This window comes from Gemella sp. 27098_8_155 (assembly GCF_041433725.1).
Taxonomy (GTDB): domain Bacteria; phylum Bacillota; class Bacilli; order Staphylococcales; family Gemellaceae; genus Gemella; species Gemella haemolysans_D.
The window spans coordinates 104,287-122,845 of the sequence record NZ_JAPWCA010000002.1; the positions used below are offsets into that span (position 1 = coordinate 104,287).

Consider the following 18,559-nt stretch of genomic DNA (forward strand, 5'->3'; position numbering starts at 1 on the left):
TTATATTTATGAACAAACTAAAAAAATTATTGACAGTTGTTTTCACAGCGTTTTTAGCTATTACTCTAGCTGCTTGTGGAGCTACAAGCTCAAACAATAATGGTGGTGGAGAGAAAAAAGAAATAAAAATAGGTGCAACATCTGGTCCTTATGCTGATATGGTAAACAAAGCACTTAAACCTCTTCTTGAGAAAAAAGGATATACAGTTAAAGTAACTGAATTCTCAGATTACATCCAACCTAACAAAGCTTTAAACAGCGGTGAATTAGATGCAAACTTATTCCAACACAAAATTTACATGAAAAAATTTGCTGAACAAAATGGAATGGACCTAACAGCACTTGTTCCTGTTCCAACTGCACCAATGGGATTATATTCTGATAAAGTTAAAGATCTTAAAGATTTACCAGAAGGTGCTGAAGTAACTCTTCCAAATGATCCTTCAAACGCTGCTCGTGCTTATGCATTATTAGCTGCTGCTGATTTAATCAAAATCAAACCTAACACTGATGTACTAAAAATCACTAAAAACGATGTAGTAGAAAATCCTAAAAAACTTAAATTTACAGAATTAGAAGCTGGTCAACTTGCTAGATCATTAAGTAGTACTACACTTGCTGCAGTACCAGGAAACTTCGCACTTGCTGCTAAATTTGATTTAACAAAAGCATTAATCTTAGAAAAAATGAACGAAAACAACCGTAACAATGTTGTTGTAACTACTGCAAACAAAGACAAACAATTTGCTAAAGATTTAGTAGAAATCGTTCAATCTAAAGAATTTGATGAAATCATCAATAAAGATTTCAAAGGATTTGACAAACCTGGAAAATAATTAACAAGGACGTGATTAATTATGAAAATTGAATTATCAAATACAATTAAAAATATTCCTGAAAATGTATTCTACCCTATTTTCAAATTAATCTCTGAGGAAAGTTCAAATGGTAATCCATTATTAAATGCGGGTATCGGAGTTCCAGACTCTGATACCCCTGAACTTTTACTTAAAGAATTGGAAACAGCTGTAAGAAAACCTGAAAATATGCGATATGGAGCATTTGATGGGAAAGTAACATTATTAAATGAAATATCTCAGTGGTTAAAAGAAAACTATAATATTGACGCAGATCCTAAAAGTGAAATTGCTTTAGTATTTGGTACTAAATCTGGATTATCAAGTATTCCTTCAGTACTACTAAATCCAAATGATACGGTCTTATTACCAGTACCAAGTTATCCTGACTACATTCAAGGAATTGCATTAGCCCAAGCTAAATATGAAGAGATAGAATTGAAACAAGAAAATAATTATTTACTAAATTATTCTGATATTTCGGAAGAAGTGCTTAGAGATGCTAAACTTATATTTTTAAACTATCCTTCTAATCCCATTGGAGCAGTAGCTACGAAAGAGTTTTACGAAGAAACAGTGAAATGGGCAGAAGAAAATAATATAGTAGTTCTTCAAGATCATGCATATTCTGATTTCTATTACAAAGAAGGATACTCTCCAGCATTTATACAAACTGAAGGAGCTAAAGAAGTAGGAATTGAATTTTTCTCATTTTCTAAGAACTTCTCAATTTCAGGTCTAAGAATTGGTTTTGCTGTTGGGAATAAAGAAATTATTCGTGGCCTAAAAGAATATAATACAATTTTTCACGCTAATATCTATGGAGCAATTCAGGATACAGTTATAACTGCGTTAAAAAATTATAAAACCTTAACTAGTCATATAAAAGAAACTTATTCAAAAAGAATTGATAAAATAACTTCTAAACTTGATGAATTAGGATATTCATATTTTAAACCAGAAGGTGGAATTTTTATTTGGTTAAAAGTTAAGAATGGATATGACAGCCAAAGTTTCTTTGAATTATTACTAAAAAAATATAGAATTGTTACTATGCCTGGACATGTATTTGGTCAAGGTGGTGAAAACTATATTAGATTAAGTCTGAGTCTTTCAGATGAACAAATTGACATATTAATAAAAAAATTAGAAATACTAAATAATGATTTCAAGAATAATTAGAAATATTGATATCATTATTAAATTTCATTAATATTCGACTAATCTATTGATTAGCCGAATTTTTAATGTTCACTTTTAAGTTTACATAAATATTTTTGAAAGGATGATTAAATGAAAAATAATACGAGATGGACTGTCTTATTCGCCTCAATGGCAGTTTTGTTGTGTGCAGGATCACTATATTCTTTTAGTGTTTTTGCAAAACCTCTAAGTGTTTCAAAAGGATGGAGTATGCCAGATGTTATGTTAGCATTTACTATTAATGCTGCTATCGCTCCTATCCCTACTATTCTTGGAGGTTTTATTACAGATAAAGGAAAAGCAAATATTTCTATAATTCTAGGAGGAATACTATTTGCTGTCGGATTTATTCTTACTGGATTTGCTACTACAAAAGGAATGCTATATTTTAGCTATGGAGTATTATCAGGTGTTGGACAAGCATTCGCCTATTCTGGATGTATAAGTAACGCTCTTAGATTCTTCCCAGATAAAAGAGGATTAGCTGCAGGTCTAATAACTGGTGCTATGGGTGGTGCTAGTGTTATTGCTGCCCCAATAGCTCATAGTCTTATAGCAAATTTTGGGGTTCATAGTGCATTTATTTACTTAGGAACAGCATACTTATTAATTATTATCGTTGCTCTATTCTTAATTAAAGTTGCTCCTGCAAATTATCAACCTGAAGGCTGGGTTCAACCTGTGGCTGAAATTAAGCAAGAAGCTGTTAATAAAAACTGGAAACAGATGCTAATGAGTTTATCATTTTACTTCATAATCTCAATGTTTGCTATCGGTGCATTCTCTGGTCTTATGGTAGCATCAAATGCATCAGTTATTAGTCAAACTATGTTTGGACTAACTGCTTCTGTTGCTGCAACATTTGTTAGTATATATGCATTATCAAACTGTTTAGGACGTATCGTCTGGGGAATAGTTTCGGATAAAATAGGTCATGAAAAAACTCTTATTGCTATCTACTCAGTAATCGCTATATCTTTATTAATTCTAGTTAATATAAGAACTACTCTTGGTCTTACAGTTGGACTTGTTCTCCTTGGTTTATGTTTTGGAGGAACTATGGGAGTCTTCGCACCATTAGTAATGAAAACATTTGGTCCAATTAACCAAGGGGTAAACTATGGAATTGTATTTATAGGATTCTCTACTGCTGCATTTTTTGCTCCAAAATACGCTGCAGGAATTGCAGCAAAGCATAACGGTGACTTTACAGATGCATTTTATGTAGCAATAGCTCTAGTTCTTGTTGGATTAGTGATTAGTGTGATATATTCTATTTTTTCAAAACGCAAAGCATTTTAACAAAAAGAAATCATCTCAAAAAATAATGAGATGATTTCTTTTTTATATTTTCGGTATTTGAATTTTTTGTCCAGCTGCAATATTATTATTACTAATATTATTAGCTTCTTTTATTTTTTCTACACCATTTTGAGCATTCGCTTCCCCATATGCTTTAGAGGCGATAACAAATAATGAATCACCTGATTTGATCATATAATCTTGACCTGCTACAGGAGTTGTACTTACTACACCTGAAGATTCACTCTTTTCAGTATTAGTATCAGTATTGTTATTATTATAATTTGTTGACTCTTTTTTAGAAGTAGTTCCTTCTGTTACTTTAGAATTACTAGCCTTAGGTATATTATTATTACTTTCAGCTTTAGTTTCTTCTGGAACTTTAGCCGTTTGTTGTTCTGTAGTTTGAACTACCTTATCTTTAGATTTTCCACTAAGTGAATTTCCTACGGTTGTTACCCCTACAAGAATAAGTGGTGCTAATATTATAAATAAAACAACTAGAACTGTATTCTTTATAGTATTATTTTTCATAATATTACCCCTTATATTATTTTACTTCTTCGAAATAATCGTGGTAATAACCACCAACTTTACCGCTATTATCTACTACAAATACATATTCTTCTGTTTCATTTACTACTTCATATTCTTTTCCTACAGTAAGCATATTACTTACAGTAAATTTTTCGGCATCTGTATGTTTTACAATAACTTTTTTTGACATTGTTCTACCTCCTTACTCTATCATTTTTATTTTATTACAATATAACTATTTTTTCAATTGTTTTTTACCAGCTATTAATGAAACCATCATAAATACCACAAGTGAGATTAATAATGATATCACAACAGGTTCAATAAATTTAATTACATAAACTGTTTTTATTAGTATATAACTAAGTAGACCTACTACTATCGAACTTAATGCTCCATATTTTTCAGCTTTTTTCCAGTATAATCCTAATAATATAGGCCATAAGAATGTCGCTTCTAATCCACCAAATGCAAATAGATTTACATTAACTATTAGACTAGGTGGTCTCATACTTAATAACATTATAAGTAAAATTACTAAAATATTTACCCCATAAACAAATATAGGAACTTTTTTACCAGTAATTTTTTCTTTTATAGACTTGTTATTAAATAATAAATCCTTTATCAAGGCTGATGATATTAATAAGAATTGAGCATTTACTGTTGTTATTATAGCTGCCATAGGTGCCGCAAGTACTAACGCAGCAAGATACCATGGAAGTACTTTTAATGTAATTATTGGAATTACTGAATCATAGTCTTTTATGTCTGGGAAAACTCCTCTAGCCATAACTCCAATTAGATGAACTCCAAACATTACGATAAATATTACTATTGATCCAACGATAATAGATTGTTTTAAACTTCTTTTATTCTTATATAACATTGAATTGATAGCAATCTGCGGGATACCTATAACCCCAACTCCAACTAATACCCAAAACGAACTAACATAACTAGGTGTTAAACTTCCATTAGCTCCAAAAGGAGTTAATATCTTTTCATTAATATTAACCAAGTTCGCTGTAATCTGATCAATTCCTCCACCATAATTAATTACTGCAAATAGTAAAATTATTGTAGAAAATATCATTATTAAACCTTGAATCATATCGGTAATTAAAATATTCTTTAATCCACCGAATACTACACAAAATATAATAATTACTGAGATTAGAACTATACCGGTTTTATATTCAATCCCCATAAATGCTGCTAATAATTTTGCTCCTCCAACCCATTGGGCACTCATCGCAGCAATTAGAAATACTATCATAGCTAAAGTAGAAATAAACGCAACTAATTTTGAATTATATCTATTTCTTAAATAATCGCTTATAGTTATCGCATTAATTTTTTGTGCAGCATTTTTAAATTTTTTCGCCAAGACTAATAGTACAAAATAGCCAGTTACAACTTGGATTACAGCTAGAAGAACCCAACCATAACCAAGTTTATACGCTACTCCTGGACCACCTAAAAACGTTGAAGCTGATCCGTAAGTTGACATTAATGTTATCGCAAGTACTATTCCACTTACTTTTCTATCTGCTAAATAGTACTTTTCGAAAAAACCACCATGTTGTTCTGCTTTACTCATACGGTTCATCATTAGCGGTAATAAAATTATCGCTAAAAATATTGTTGCAAATAAAATTAGTATTTTGTAATCTAATGTATTCGCCATTATTTTTCCTCCTCTTTTATTTCATCATTAAGTAAAAGATTTGTACAAATAATAACTACTATTATTATTAAGATACTTACTACTATCGAACTGTAAAAAAACCATTCTGGTAATCCTAAAATATACTTATAAGATTTCACATTGTTTACATCAAATCTGACATATGCGAAATAATACCATAGAGCAAAATGAATTATTGCAATAATGATTGCAACTATACCCTCTTTATTTTTTAATCTATTCATTTGTTTTTCCTAAAACCCTCATTATTAATTCATAAATATTTACATAATAAACTTTCATAAAGTCTACTACTAAACTTCCAAGTAATAATCCTGCAATAACATCACTTAAAAAGTGTGCACCTAAAACCATTCTTGAAATTGGTATTGCAATTATTGCAAAAGTAGCAATTACTTTTAAAATTTCTTTTTTATTTATTACAAAAAGTAATGCTAAGAAAAATAATGCTACAAAAGTAGAATGTCCACTTGGGAAACTAAAACCATCATGAATCTCAGGAAGAGGTCTAACCCTTTGGATGCTATATTTTAATGCAGATAAGAAGAATCCACCTAATCCAGCACTAAAGAAAATAAACACAGCCTTTTTCAGTTCTTTTATCCATACTAGAAATACTGACAAAAGAACCATTATTAATAATAATAGTTTATCATTAAAAACTAATGAGATTATTTTCGCTAATGCTGCCAAGGATTTAATTTCAATTAAATCAGCAATAATTCTATCTATATCGTTATTCGGGAATTTAATTGCTACAAATGCTAAAAGAATCAAAATCAGAAGTTTCAAGTAAAAAGTAATTTTAAATCTGTTCATACTATTTTTCACCTCCTATTTTTTCAATTATTTTATTATAAAATTCACTTACGTCATTAATAACACGTTTTTCCTTTTTATAATCTTTCATTGAATTTTTATAATCATCAAGTTTATCATAAAAATCAAAGATTTGATCAACAGGTAAATTGGTAAAATCTTCTTCAGCAACAACTTTCGCGAAACCATTTTTTTCAAAGAATTTCGCATTTTCTATTTGATCTCCTCTACTCTGATTAGTTCCAAGTGGCACTAAGATTGGAGGTAAATCTAAAGCTAAAAATTCATACAAGGCATTAGCTCCAGCTCTCGAAACTGCAAAATCTGTAATTTTCAGTACATCAAATAGTTCTTTAGCTAAAAATTCATATTGCTTATAACCTTCTTTTTCAACACTATCATTTAATAATCCTTTACCTACAAGGTGAACTATCTGATACTTTTTAGTAAGGTCATCAATATTATTCCAAATATAATCATTTAGAACTTTTGATCCTAATGATCCACCCATAACAAGCATCACAGGTTTTTCTGATATAAATCCAGTTAGTTCATAAGCTAGATTAGCATCACCAGTATAAATATCATCTCTTACAATAGCACCTATTAGGCTAGCTTTCCCTTTGGGTAAGAACTTTTGTGTATCTTCGAATGTTGTAAATATATGATTACAGAACTTTATGTTTATTTTGTTTGCAAGTCCTGGAGTAAGATCCGACTCATGTAATACGACTGGGATTTTAAGTAATCTAGCTGCAATACAAACTGGAACACTCACAAATCCACCTTTTGAAAATACAAAATTTGGTTTCTCTTTTTTTAAAACTAATAAAGAATCTACTATTCCTTTTAGTACTTTAAATGGATCAATAAAATTCTCCCATGAAAAATATCTTCGTAACTTTCCTGAACTTATTTTATAATACTTTACCTCTGGAATTTTACCAATCATCTCATTTTCTATACCAGTTTTGCTACCAATATACGAGATTTCATATCCATTTTTTTTGAATTCTGGAATTAAGGCAACATTAACAGATACATGACCTGCTGAACCCCCTCCAGTAAACAGGATTTTTTTCACCTTTATCCTCTCTCTTTCGTCTTTTTTTCTAAGCGTTCTTCAACATGTTTAGGTACAAATTTCGACAAATCTGCACCAAAACCTGAAACACCTTTTACAATACTAGAACTAATAAATGAATATTGTTTATTAGCCATCATATAAAATGTTTCAATGTTTTCGTCTAACGCCTTATTCATAAACGTTAACTGCATCTCATACTCAAAATCAGATACCGCCCTTAATCCTCTAACAATGACATTTGAGCCTACCTGCTTTGCATAATTTACTAATAATCCTGAGAATGAATCAACCTTAACGTTTGGAATTCCTTTAATTGTTTCATTTATCATCTCCACTCTTTCATCAAGTGAAAATAAATATTTCTTGTCAGGATTTACCAAAATAGCTACTATTACTTCATCAAATAATTCAGCACTTCTGTTTATTATATCAATATGCCCATAGGTAATAGGATCAAAACTACCTGGTACAATCGCTATTTTTCTTTTCATTTTATTTCTCCATATATTCAAAAATTACTATGTCTGTAATTCCATACTGTTTTTCTTTTATTACTTCGATATTTTCATTTATAATGGTGATTTCTTCTGTATTACTCTTCTCACAGACAATTAAAGCACCATCATTACATAATTGATTATCAAAAATATTTTTCAATGCATCATCTATTAATCCTTTATCATATGGTGGATCTAGAAAAATCAAATCAAATTTTTCTTCCTTCTTCCCGAAAATCTTCAAAGCACGTTTGAAATCATTTCTATATAAAGAATAATCATTATTACTAATTCTACATTTTTCAATATTACTTTTAATAACCTTAATCGCATTATTACTACCGTCAATGAAAGTAGCATGTTTAGCACCACGACTTAAAGCCTCAATTCCTAAACCACCAGTTCCACCGAAAAGATCTAGTACTTTACAATCATAGCAATCTATCATATTAAATAAATTTTCTTTTATTTTATCTGTTGTTGGTCTTGTATTCATACCGTCAACAGCATTTAATTTTATAGATCTATATTTTCCTGCTATAACTCTCATGTTTCCTCACAATAAATATCTAATATCTTACTTATTAATGATTTCTTTAAAATAAGGGAGAATATAGCTTTCGCTTCCCCCTTATTATAATGTTATTGTTTTGTTTGTAAATTACTATCTAAATGCTCAAAACATAAATGTAAATTTGACATTTCTGATAACTCTACTTTTTTTACGAATTTCTTCTTCTTAAGATCGGCAACAATACTATCTATTCTAGTTTCATCTACATAAATGCATGCATACCTACCTCTTTTAGAATAAGAAATAAAGTTCCCATATTTTTCTAATTTATTTAAGTCTTTAAAACTTTTAAAATAGACATAGATTCCACGTCTTTCTTTTTCAAATAACTCCATAAGTTTCTCCTAGAAATGAGCTGCTGCGTCTACGCGACCTTTCTCATCAATTTTAATTACTTTAACTTTAAGAGTGTCTCCAACTTTTACAACATCTTCAACTTTATTTACTCTCTCTTCAGCTAATTTAGAAATATGTACTAACGCATCTACTCCTGGGAATAATTCAACGAATGCACCGAATTTTTCAATACGTTTAACTTCAGCAAGATAGATTTCACCAACTTCTGCTTCGCGTGTGATGTTTTCGATAATTTCGATAGCTTTATTGATACCTTCGATTTCAGGTGAAGAAATAAATACATCTCCATTTTGCTCGATATCAATTTTAACACCAGTTTTCTCAATGATTTCATTGATAACTTTACCACCTGATCCAATAACATCTTTAATTTTTTCAGGTTTAATTTTAATAATTTTAATTTTTGGTGCAAATGTTGAAACTTCTTGACGAGGTTCAGAAATAATACTATTCATGTGCTCTAAAATTTGTAATCTTCCAATACGTGCTTGTTCTAATGATTCTTTTAAAATTTGTTCACTTAGACCATCGATTTTAATATCCATTTGAAGTGCTGTAATACCTTCTGATGTACCTGCAACTTTGAAATCCATATCTCCAAGGTGATCTTCCATACCCTGAATATCAGTTAAAATAGTATAGTGTTCATCTTTTTTAACTAATCCCATTGCAATACCAGCTACTTGAGCTTTAATTGGAACTCCTGCTGCCATAAGAGCCATTGATCCAGAACAAATTGTAGCTTGTGAACTAGATCCATTAGATTCTAAAATTTCTGATACAATACGAATTGTATATGGGAAATCTTCTTTAGATGGAATTACTTGTGCTAATGCACGCTCGCCTAAGGCACCGTGACCAATTTCACGACGTCCTGGCGCACGACTAAATCCAACTTCACCAACTGAGAATGCCGGGAAATTATAATGTAACATAAATCTCTTGTTTTCTTCTTGAGTTAAATCATCAATGATTTGTTCATCTGATAAGTTACCTAATGTTACAACACCTAAAGACTGAGTTTGTCCACGAGTGAATAATGCAGATCCATGTGTTCTTGGTAGTACATCAACTCTTGAAGCTAATGGTCTAATTTCTGTTAAAGCACGTCCATCAGGTCTAATTTTATCTTCAGTGATTTCACGACGAACTTCATCTTTTACAATTTTATCTAATGATAATTTTGCTTCTTTTACAATATCAAGCTCATCTTCGTCACTTGCTCTTTCTTCAAATACTTCAAGAACTTTTTCTTTAACAGCTGAAATAGCTTCATCACGTTCTTGTTTATCTTTAATAGCAATCGCTTCTTTCATTTGAGATAATGCCATTGAAAGAACTTCGTTATAGATTGTTTCATCAATAACTTTTAACTCTACAGCCATTTTTTCTTGACCAATTTCATCAACAATTTGTTGTTGGAACGCAATTAAGCGTTTGATTTCTTCGTGTCCGAACATAATTGCATTTAACATAATTTCTTCAGATACTTCTTTTGCACCTGCTTCAACCATGTTGATCGCATCAATTGTTCCAGCTACTTTTAAGTCAACTGTAGAACGTTCCATTTGTTCAACTGTTGGGTTAATTACGTATTCTCCATCAACATATCCTACAGTAACACCAGCGATTGGTCCTTTGAATGGAATATTTGATACTGATAATGATAGTGAACTTCCTAGCATTGCCGCCATTACAGGATCACAATCATACTCAACTGATAATACAGTTGAGATAACTTGTACTTCGTTTCTAAATCCGTCTTCGAATAATGGTCTAATCGGTCTGTCGATAAGACGAGCTGCTAAAGTAGCTTCAGTTCCTGGACGACCTTCTCTACGTAAGAATCCTCCTGGTATTTTCCCTACTGCATACATTTTTTCTTCATAGTTAACTGTTAGTGGGAAGAAATCAACATCTTTAGCTTCTTTTGAAGCAACTGCAGTTGTTAATACAACAGTATCTCCGTATTTTACTACTACTGCTGCATTAGCTTGGCGAGCCATTTCACCTAATTCAACTGTTAATGTTTTTCCAGCCCATTGCGTTGTATAAACTTTTTTATCTTGAAACATGTTTATTTCCTTTCAATATTTTTCTTAAACTTTATATAAATCGACTACCTTATTATATCACGAATACTATCATTTACAAAGAAAAAAACGAAAACATAGTAGAAATAACATTGATTTCTCTACATTTTCGTTTATAATTTTTATCCTAATTGTATTTGATATAATTTATATAAAACTAATATTATTAATAACATAATAATAAATAGAATTATAAGTATCTTTTGTTTATTAGACATAATTACATGTTCCCTTGAATCTCTTTTTCAAGTATGTTTCTTGTATGTTCACATACACGAGTAAAGTGTTGAATTAAGTCCATATAAACAACTCCTGCTGGAATTTCACAATCCCCATCTTTCATACGTTGAGTATGTTTTTTACGAGCAGCTTTTTCCATTGCATATATATTCTCACATGCTGCTAACGCTGCTCCTGCAAGAGCTATATTGTTTTCTTCTAATGACTTAATAGTTTTTAAAATAATATCATTACAAAGATCGAACATTTCTTGTACTTCTTCTTTTGCTCCATCAGAGAATTTCAATTTTTTTCTAATTTGATAATCTACTGATAATACGATATCTCTAGCATGGTCTCCGATTCTTTCTACATCACGAGTTCCATCTAATAATGTTGAAGCTATTAACCCTTCTTTAGGACTTAGTTTTTCCCTAAATAATAAAGTCAGGTAATCAGTCATTTGTTCATCAAAATTATTTATCGCATCTTCATAAGTTTCACCTTTTTCACGTAATTGTTCATCGCGATTCATAAAGTACTCTACAGCGTTACGTAAACTTTTATTAGATAAGATTAACATTTCCACAAACTCTTTTTGAACTTGACCTAAAGCAACTGCTGGTGCACTTGTAATAAGTGATTTATCAAGATATTGTGTACTATATTTGATTTGCTCGTCTTCACCTGGAATAAGCTTAGTTACAATCACAACTAATAAACTAATAAATGGGAATTGTAGTACTGTATTTAGTATGTTAAATGTACCGTGAGCAGAAGCAATAGTCATCTTAGGTTCTAAACCTAAAGTTGTTTCTAAATATTGAATAAATGCTCCATAAGGTACTAGAGCGATTAAACAGATAATCGTACCAATAACATTAAATAATACGTGAGAAGCTGCAACACGTTTTGCAGCAATATTACTTCCTATCATCGCTAATGCTGCAGTTGTAATCGCTGTTCCGATATTATCCCCGAATAATACAGGTAAAGCTCCCGTTAAACTTAAAGCACCATCTGCATATAAGTTTTGTAAGATAGCTATAGTTGCTGCTGAGGATTGAATTAGTAATGTTAAAAATGTACCTACTCCTACCCCTACTACTGCACTATCATTAATGTGCTCTAATACATTTTGGAACCAAGACATATCTTTCATAGGTCCCATAGCTGTAGACATCATTTTAAGAGCATAAAAAATTCCACCAAAACCAAATATTACACGACCTATATTATTTACTAATTTAGCACGAGTAAAGAATAAAAACGCTGCTCCTAAGAAAATTAAAGGAAGTGCATATTTAGAAATATTAAACCCGATAATGAATGATGTTAATGTAGTTCCAATATTAGAACCCATAACAATAGCAATTGCTTGTTTCGTTTTTAATAATCCTGCTCCTACTAAACTGATAGTAATTACGATAGTTCCTGTACTTGATTGAATAAGTATCGTAACAATAATCCCGGCTAAGACAGCCATAAGTGGTTTAGATGTGTATTTATCTAAAACATATCGCATTTTCTCCCCGGCTATTAATTGAAGTCCGTCCCCCATGTACTTAATACTGAATAGGAATAATCCCAGACCTCCTAAAAAAGAAAATAAAATTTCTTGCCAAAGTGCTGACACTTTTTTGTCCTCCTAGTATATGTTGCGTGTATCTTTAAACACACAAATAAATTTTACCATATATATTTTAAAAGTACAACAAAAATCTAAAACTAGAAATATTAAAATATAATTACAAATTTTTACATTAATTACATAATATTTGTAGATAACACATTAATATTTTTCCAAAATAAAAAAAGGTATCTACAAATTTGTAAATACCTTTTTTGTGCTTATTAAGCTTGTGGATAAACAGAAACTTTTTTACGGCTACGTCCGTATCTTTCGAAACGTACAACTCCGTCAACTAGTGAGAATAGTGTATCATCTCCACCTTTTCCTACGTTAGTTCCTGGCCAAATTTTTGTCCCACGTTGTCTGTATAAGATAGAACCTGCAGTTACGTACTGACCGTCAGCTCTTTTAGCACCTAAACGTTTTGATTCAGAGTCACGTCCGTTTTTAGTAGAACCTACCCCTTTTTTAGATGCGAAGAATTGTAAATTTAATTGTAACATCATGTCAATTTCACCTCTCTTACTTCAATAGTTATATAATCTGAATAATTTTCTTCAATTGTTTTTAATGCAACTAACATTGCATTTAGTAGAAGTTGCTCTTTATCTGTAGATTTCAATGATCTATACGTTAAATGTCCAGTTTCATCTTCGCTAGCGGAGATATCGAACTGTACATCTTCATCTAGTTCGTCTACTGCATTTATTAAACCGAATATTACAGCGGATACACCTGCACAAACTATATCTGAACCATGTTCAGCATAATCAGCATGCCCATCGACTGTCACTTGTTTAATAATTTCAACTTCTTTTACGATTTCCACCTTAATCATGATTAAGCGTTAATTTTTTCAACTACTAATTTAGTGAAAGGTTGACGATGACCTAATTTACGGTGATTGTTCTTTTTAGGTTTGTATTTAAATACTGTGATTTTTTTACCTTTACCTTGAGCAACTACTTTAGCTGTTACTGTCGCACCAGCTACTAAAGGAGCACCAACTTTTGTAGTTTCTCCACCTACTAATACTACTTCGTCAAAAGTAACTGTAGAATCTACTTCAGCTGCTAACTTCTCAACTAAGATTGTTTGTCCTTCTTCAACACGTAGTTGTTTCCCACCTGTTTTAATTACTGCGTACATATCTGCACCTCCTTAAATATTTTTTTACTAAGACTCGCCATACAAGGTGGATTTCTCTCTTATTTACCTTATACGTGCGGTTGTAGTAGCTATTTAGGAGCTACACAACAATACAATTCTAACACATATATATCATAACGTCAACTATATTGATAACTTTTCTTACTTTTTTTTAAAAAAATTAGGTCAGTAAACTATATTTCTAAAGTTCACTGACCTCGTTTAATTATTTACGTTTTTTCTTGTTAGAAACTAATGTAACTTTTTCCGGATCAAAAGCTTGTTTCTTTTGTTTTTCCGGTTTATATGGTGGATATAGTGCGTGTCCTAAGTAAGTTTGGAATATCATGAATAATCCCCCTACGATATAGTACACAGCTACTGCACCAGCTACCCAGAATGAAAATGCTGTAATCATTATCGGAGATAACCATTGCATCATTTGCATTTGACTTTGCATTTGTTCTTGACCTGGTTGAGTTGGTGTCGGCATTAAACTCATTTGTAATTTTGTTTGGATAGCATATACAGCAAACGCGATTAATGGTAATGTATATGAACGAGTACCAAGACTGAATACTCCAAGGAATGTAGAATCAATAATTCCAGCAGAGTATAATGGATTAGATAGTGTATAGAACAAACCAGTTAAGAATGGAAGTGGAATAAGCATTGGTAAACATCCACCTAAACTTAATGGCATTGCATCATATTTTTTCATGATAGCCATTTGTTCTCTTTGTAATTCCATAAGTTCACTACGCGCTTGCATTTTTTCTTCATTAGAAATTGCTCTAGCTTCTTTTTCTTTAGCCGCTTGTTGTTTCTTCTGAACTACTTCTAATTCTGGACGAGCTAATTCTTGTCCTTTTCTTGATTTATTTTGTATTTTATAATTATTTAACATAAACGGAAGTACTAATAATCTGATAATCAACGTAATAATTACAATTGACCATCCCCAACTTCCTGTATACTCATAAATTTTCGCTAAGAATATATCCATCGGTTTTACGAATGTTTCATAAAACGTTCCAGATCTGTCATATGCTGAACAGCCTGACAATGTTACCATCCCAAGCAAACCTAATAAAATTGCTGATAGTTTTTTCAATTTCATTCTCCTTAAATTTTATTTCTTCTTTGTAGTTTTAGTATTTCTACTAATATTATACCTAGTAAATTATATCAAATATAAAAGTGGTAGTCAAACTATTGTTTAATCAAAACTTCAGTTAATTTTAAAGAAGTTAAGAAAATTATTTTATAACGTTCAAATTTTATTGACAGTTTAAGGTGACTACTATATAATATAAATAAGAAAGGGTTGATTACTATCAAAGATATACAATACATTACAGACATCGAGAAGCTAAAAGTTATTTCTGATCCTTTAAGAATAAGTATCCTTACAACTCTTGGAACAGAAAAAAAGAACTCAAGACAACTTGCTAAACTGTTAAAAATTAATAGAACTAAAATACACTATCACCTTAATATCCTAGAGGAAAATAATTTTATCGAAGTAGTTGATACAGATTCAATAAACGGAATAATACAAAAATATTATTTACCAACAGCACAAGCATTTGTGCCTTCACCTAGTATTTTTAACGACTTATTTAATAATACTTCAATTAACTTTAATGTAAAGAAAGAAGATGTGAAAGATTTCTGGGATGAAGTTAAAAAACTAGAAAAAAAATTCTCCTCAAAAGATAACGATGGTGTTAGTATTAATATTATTTCTACAGCTCGTTAAGAGCTGTTAAATAATATATTAACTGTCAAATATTTTTTATCGTTAAAATTTTTATAAAGGATGTGGACACTATGTTCAAAAATAAGAACTTTTCAATTTTACTATTTGGTAGATTAATCACTAACTTTGGCGATAGCATATATTCAATAGCTACTTTAACTTTAATCTACTCTTTAACTAAATCTACTTTTTATAGTGGTATTACCTTGTTTTTAATCTCATTTACCGCTATATTACAAATATTTATCTCACCGATAATCAGTAAATTTGATGTAAAGAAATTTTTAATTATTTCACAGCTAATTCAGGCGATAATATTATTAGTTATCACTTATCTAATCTTCATTAATAAGCTACATATTACTACACTGATAATTTTTATCGTTTGTATCAGTTTCATTAATCAAATTGTTTATCCTATTCAACTTGGTTTACTTCCAAAAATAGTTAAACAACAGGAGTTAGTTAAAGCAAATTCATTATTTTCTATAGCTTATCAAGGAAGTGACGCTCTCTTTAATTCAATAGGTGGATTTATTATTACAGTTTTTGGAACAATATTTGCTTTCATAATAAATAGTCTTACTTTTTTCATCAATAGTGTATTATTTATTTTTCTGTCAAGCGACTTATCTAAAAATGAAAAAACTATAACCACACAAGAAAACTACCTTTCAAAATTAAGTAATGGTATAAAAATTTGGAATACACCATTATTAAAACCATTGTTAATTGGAATAATAATAATTAATTTTTCTACCAGCTCTTTACTAACGGTACTTCCTGAGTATTCAGAAACTAGCTATTTTTATGGAATTTTACTTAGTGCCTCTGGACTTGGTATCTTAATAGGAGCCTTTCTTTCTAACAAGAAAATACTAAAAAATATAAGGTTAGGTACTTTATATATTACTTTTGCATTTGGTATCGCTGTTTCTTGGGGGCTACTTAGCATACTTAACAATAACTCTATCACAAATAAAATAATCAATTTCTCATTATTTTTATTTGGTTGGATACTAATAGGAATTTTGAATACATATTCTCAAACAATGATTCAATGCATTGTAAATAAAGATAAATTAGATGTTGCTATGTCTACTATGATTGGTTTATCCATAGCTTTTAGTCCTCTAGGTGCTCTAATAGCTGGAATATTAAGTATAAAATACAATACGAAGACTATTATAATTATTACTTCGCTATTAATTTTCTGTGTTTTTCTATTTTGGTTATTCAATAATAATATTAGGAAATTACCTAGTTTTTCTAACTTAACAAAGGAAGATAATAATCGATAATCCCATCTATAACGAAGTTTATTTATTAGATTATCTCAAAACAAAAATAGCTAGTAACTTGTTTTAAAAGTTACTAGCTATTTTGTTAAATACTATTTTTTATCTTCTTTTGGTAAGAATGCATTTAATAACACACCGCTGATTGCTGCAAGTGCCATCGCTGGAAGTTCGAAGTTAATGCTTTCGAATTTAAGCATTGCTCCACCTACACCTAAAACGATGATTACTGATGAAATTACTAAGTTTCTATTAATACTTAAGTCTACTTTTTCATCTACTAACATTCTAAGTCCACTCGAAGCGATTATACCGAATAGTAAAATCGATACACCACCCATAACTGGTGATGGAATCGTAGAGATTAGAGCTGAGAACTTACCTACAAAACTTAAGATAAGTGCGAATACCGCTGCTCCTCCTAATACGAATACAGAGAAGATACGTGTAATAGCAAGAACCCCAATGTTTTCACCATATGTTGTACTTGGTGGCCCACCTAAAAGTGATGCGAACATCATCGCTGTTCCATCAGCTAAAATTGAACGATGTAGACCTGGATCTTTTAGGAAGTTTCTTCCTACAACTTCAGATAATACCATTTGGTGACCTATGTGTTCGTTAATAGTAACTATAGCGATAGGTACCATCGCTAATGCTGCTACATTCCAATGTGGTGTATATGTCACAAAAGGAATTGTGAACTTCGGTAAACTAAACCAAGGAGCATCGATAACTGGTTGGAAATCTACTAATCCTGCGAATACTGCTACGATATAACCGAAAACAATCCCTAATAATACAGGAATTTGTTTAGCAAATCCTCTTAAAGCTACGCAACAGAAAATAGTTGCTGCCAATGTGATAAGAGCTACTAAGAAGTATTTCAAATCATAAACTTTAGCTCCATCTACTGTTTTATACATCGCCATGTTAATTGCTGTAGGAGCAATTCCAAGTCCAATAACAATGATAATAGGTCCAACTACTACCGGTGGTAAAAGTTTAAGCAACCAATTTACACCGAATTTGTAAATTAACATTGCTACAACACCATAAACTAAGCTGGCTAAAAATGCACCAAGCATTGCTGTTTCAACATTGTGTGTTGTTGATAATACAATAATAGGATTAATAAAGGCAAATGAAGATCCTAAGTATGCAGGAATTTTACCTCTAGTTATTAATAAATACGTAAGTGTTCCAATACCTGATGTTGTTAAAGCTGTACTTGCTGGTAATCCTGTTAAAATTGGTACTAACACAGTCGCTCCAAACATTGCGAATAAGTGTTGTAAGCTTAACGTTACCCATAGAGCTAAGTTAGGCTTTTCATGAACATCAAGAATTGGTTTTACTCTTGTTTTTTCTGCCATTCTTTTTCTCCTTTTTTTATATTCAAACTTTCATAATTATATCACATGAATAGTCAATTTGAAAGTGTTTTTTTTTATTTTTTTC

The 18,559-nt window shown here is 30.7% G+C and carries 21 protein-coding genes and 1 other annotated feature; of the genes, 5 read left to right on the plus strand and 16 right to left on the minus strand.

Annotated elements, in window-relative coordinates; all coding sequences use genetic code 11:
* Positions 1–8: 8 nt before the first annotated feature.
* From O5Y44_RS01485 to O5Y44_RS01495, 3 genes are all read left to right on the plus strand, one after another.
* Entirely contained in the window at positions 9–836 is an 828-nt protein-coding gene (locus O5Y44_RS01485; protein ID WP_316447181.1) for a MetQ/NlpA family ABC transporter substrate-binding protein, read from the plus strand.
* A 21-nt stretch (positions 837–857) separates the two neighbouring features.
* On the plus strand, positions 858–2,039 hold the full coding sequence (locus tag O5Y44_RS01490) for an aminotransferase class I/II-fold pyridoxal phosphate-dependent enzyme (RefSeq protein WP_371465310.1): 1,182 nt from the start codon (positions 858–860) through the stop codon (positions 2,037–2,039).
* Between the two features lie 111 nt (positions 2,040–2,150).
* Positions 2,151–3,362 carry an L-lactate MFS transporter gene (locus O5Y44_RS01495; RefSeq protein ID WP_371465312.1) on the plus strand — a complete coding sequence of 404 codons (1,212 nt, stop codon included), beginning with the start codon at positions 2,151–2,153 and terminating at the stop codon, positions 3,360–3,362.
* A gap of 42 nt (positions 3,363–3,404) precedes the next feature.
* Here the strand turns inward: O5Y44_RS01495 and O5Y44_RS01500 are convergent, their stop codons facing one another.
* The 15 genes from O5Y44_RS01500 to O5Y44_RS01570 all read right to left on the minus strand — a co-directional run bounded on the left by O5Y44_RS01500 (position 3,405) and on the right by O5Y44_RS01570 (position 15,158).
* Positions 3,405–3,896: a LysM peptidoglycan-binding domain-containing protein gene (locus O5Y44_RS01500; protein ID WP_371465314.1), complete on the minus strand. Its 492-nt coding sequence runs from the start codon at positions 3,894–3,896 to the stop codon at positions 3,405–3,407.
* Between the two features lie 16 nt (positions 3,897–3,912).
* Positions 3,913–4,089: a DUF6501 family protein gene (locus O5Y44_RS01505; protein ID WP_003146501.1), complete on the minus strand. Its 177-nt coding sequence runs from the start codon at positions 4,087–4,089 to the stop codon at positions 3,913–3,915.
* A 45-nt stretch (positions 4,090–4,134) separates the two neighbouring features.
* On the minus strand, positions 4,135–5,589 hold the full coding sequence (gene panF, locus O5Y44_RS01510) for a sodium/pantothenate symporter (protein ID WP_316447176.1): 1,455 nt from the start codon (positions 5,587–5,589) through the stop codon (positions 4,135–4,137).
* A complete protein-coding gene (locus O5Y44_RS01515; protein ID WP_316447175.1) occupies positions 5,589–5,834 on the minus strand; it encodes a DUF997 family protein in 246 nt (81 codons plus the stop codon). The genes panF and O5Y44_RS01515 overlap by 1 nt, the downstream gene beginning before the upstream one ends.
* Positions 5,827–6,429 carry a phosphatase PAP2 family protein gene (locus O5Y44_RS01520; RefSeq protein WP_371465317.1) on the minus strand — a complete coding sequence of 201 codons (603 nt, stop codon included), beginning with the start codon at positions 6,427–6,429 and terminating at the stop codon, positions 5,827–5,829. The genes O5Y44_RS01515 and O5Y44_RS01520 overlap by 8 nt, the downstream gene beginning before the upstream one ends.
* A 1-nt stretch (position 6,430) precedes the next feature.
* On the minus strand, positions 6,431–7,513 hold the full coding sequence (locus O5Y44_RS01525; protein WP_371465319.1) for an undecaprenyldiphospho-muramoylpentapeptide beta-N-acetylglucosaminyltransferase: 1,083 nt from the start codon (positions 7,511–7,513) through the stop codon (positions 6,431–6,433).
* A gap of 2 nt (positions 7,514–7,515) precedes the next feature.
* The gene (gene coaD, locus O5Y44_RS01530) at positions 7,516–8,007 is read right to left on the minus strand and encodes a pantetheine-phosphate adenylyltransferase (RefSeq protein ID WP_371465374.1); all 492 of its coding nucleotides are present in this window, start codon (positions 8,005–8,007) and stop codon (positions 7,516–7,518) included.
* A 1-nt stretch (position 8,008) separates the two neighbouring features.
* The gene (rsmD, locus tag O5Y44_RS01535) at positions 8,009–8,563 is read right to left on the minus strand and encodes a 16S rRNA (guanine(966)-N(2))-methyltransferase RsmD (protein ID WP_371465321.1); all 555 of its coding nucleotides are present in this window, start codon (positions 8,561–8,563) and stop codon (positions 8,009–8,011) included.
* A gap of 92 nt (positions 8,564–8,655) precedes the next feature.
* The gene (locus O5Y44_RS01540; protein WP_314990961.1) at positions 8,656–8,922 is read right to left on the minus strand and encodes a DUF2129 domain-containing protein; all 267 of its coding nucleotides are present in this window, start codon (positions 8,920–8,922) and stop codon (positions 8,656–8,658) included.
* Between the two features lie 9 nt (positions 8,923–8,931).
* Positions 8,932–11,019 carry a polyribonucleotide nucleotidyltransferase gene (pnp, locus tag O5Y44_RS01545; protein WP_371465323.1) on the minus strand — a complete coding sequence of 696 codons (2,088 nt, stop codon included), beginning with the start codon at positions 11,017–11,019 and terminating at the stop codon, positions 8,932–8,934.
* A gap of 238 nt (positions 11,020–11,257) precedes the next feature.
* Positions 11,258–12,892: a Na/Pi cotransporter family protein gene (locus O5Y44_RS01550; protein ID WP_371465325.1), complete on the minus strand. Its 1,635-nt coding sequence runs from the start codon at positions 12,890–12,892 to the stop codon at positions 11,258–11,260.
* Positions 12,893–13,110: 218 nt separating this feature from the next.
* Positions 13,111–13,392 (minus strand): 50S ribosomal protein L27, encoded by a 282-nt coding sequence (rpmA, locus tag O5Y44_RS01555; protein ID WP_003145565.1) that lies wholly within the window; start codon positions 13,390–13,392, stop codon positions 13,111–13,113.
* The gene (locus tag O5Y44_RS01560) at positions 13,392–13,727 is read right to left on the minus strand and encodes a ribosomal-processing cysteine protease Prp (protein WP_371465326.1); all 336 of its coding nucleotides are present in this window, start codon (positions 13,725–13,727) and stop codon (positions 13,392–13,394) included. Before O5Y44_RS01560 ends, rpmA begins: the two co-directional genes overlap by 1 nt.
* A gap of 2 nt (positions 13,728–13,729) precedes the next feature.
* On the minus strand, positions 13,730–14,038 hold the full coding sequence (gene rplU / locus O5Y44_RS01565) for a 50S ribosomal protein L21 (RefSeq protein ID WP_003144981.1): 309 nt from the start codon (positions 14,036–14,038) through the stop codon (positions 13,730–13,732).
* 20 nt (positions 14,039–14,058) lie between these two features.
* Positions 14,059–14,130 (minus strand) — a sequence feature (ribosomal protein L21 leader region).
* Positions 14,131–14,264: 134 nt separating this feature from the next.
* Positions 14,265–15,158, minus strand: a complete 894-nt coding sequence (locus O5Y44_RS01570) for a YidC/Oxa1 family membrane protein insertase (RefSeq protein WP_371465327.1) — start codon at positions 15,156–15,158, stop codon at positions 14,265–14,267.
* A 207-nt stretch (positions 15,159–15,365) separates the two neighbouring features.
* On the opposite strand from O5Y44_RS01570, the gene O5Y44_RS01575 reads away from it, so the two are divergent.
* Both O5Y44_RS01575 and O5Y44_RS01580 read left to right on the plus strand, forming a co-directional pair.
* On the plus strand, positions 15,366–15,800 hold the full coding sequence (locus O5Y44_RS01575; protein ID WP_316447169.1) for an ArsR/SmtB family transcription factor: 435 nt from the start codon (positions 15,366–15,368) through the stop codon (positions 15,798–15,800).
* Between the two features lie 71 nt (positions 15,801–15,871).
* Positions 15,872–17,101, plus strand: coding sequence for an MFS transporter (locus O5Y44_RS01580; protein WP_371465329.1), 1,230 nt, complete (start codon positions 15,872–15,874; stop codon positions 17,099–17,101).
* A 92-nt stretch (positions 17,102–17,193) separates the two neighbouring features.
* Here the strand turns inward: O5Y44_RS01580 and O5Y44_RS01585 are convergent, their stop codons facing one another.
* Positions 17,194–18,474, minus strand: a complete 1,281-nt coding sequence (locus tag O5Y44_RS01585; RefSeq protein ID WP_271965010.1) for a solute carrier family 23 protein — start codon at positions 18,472–18,474, stop codon at positions 17,194–17,196.
* Positions 18,475–18,559 lie beyond the last annotated feature (85 nt).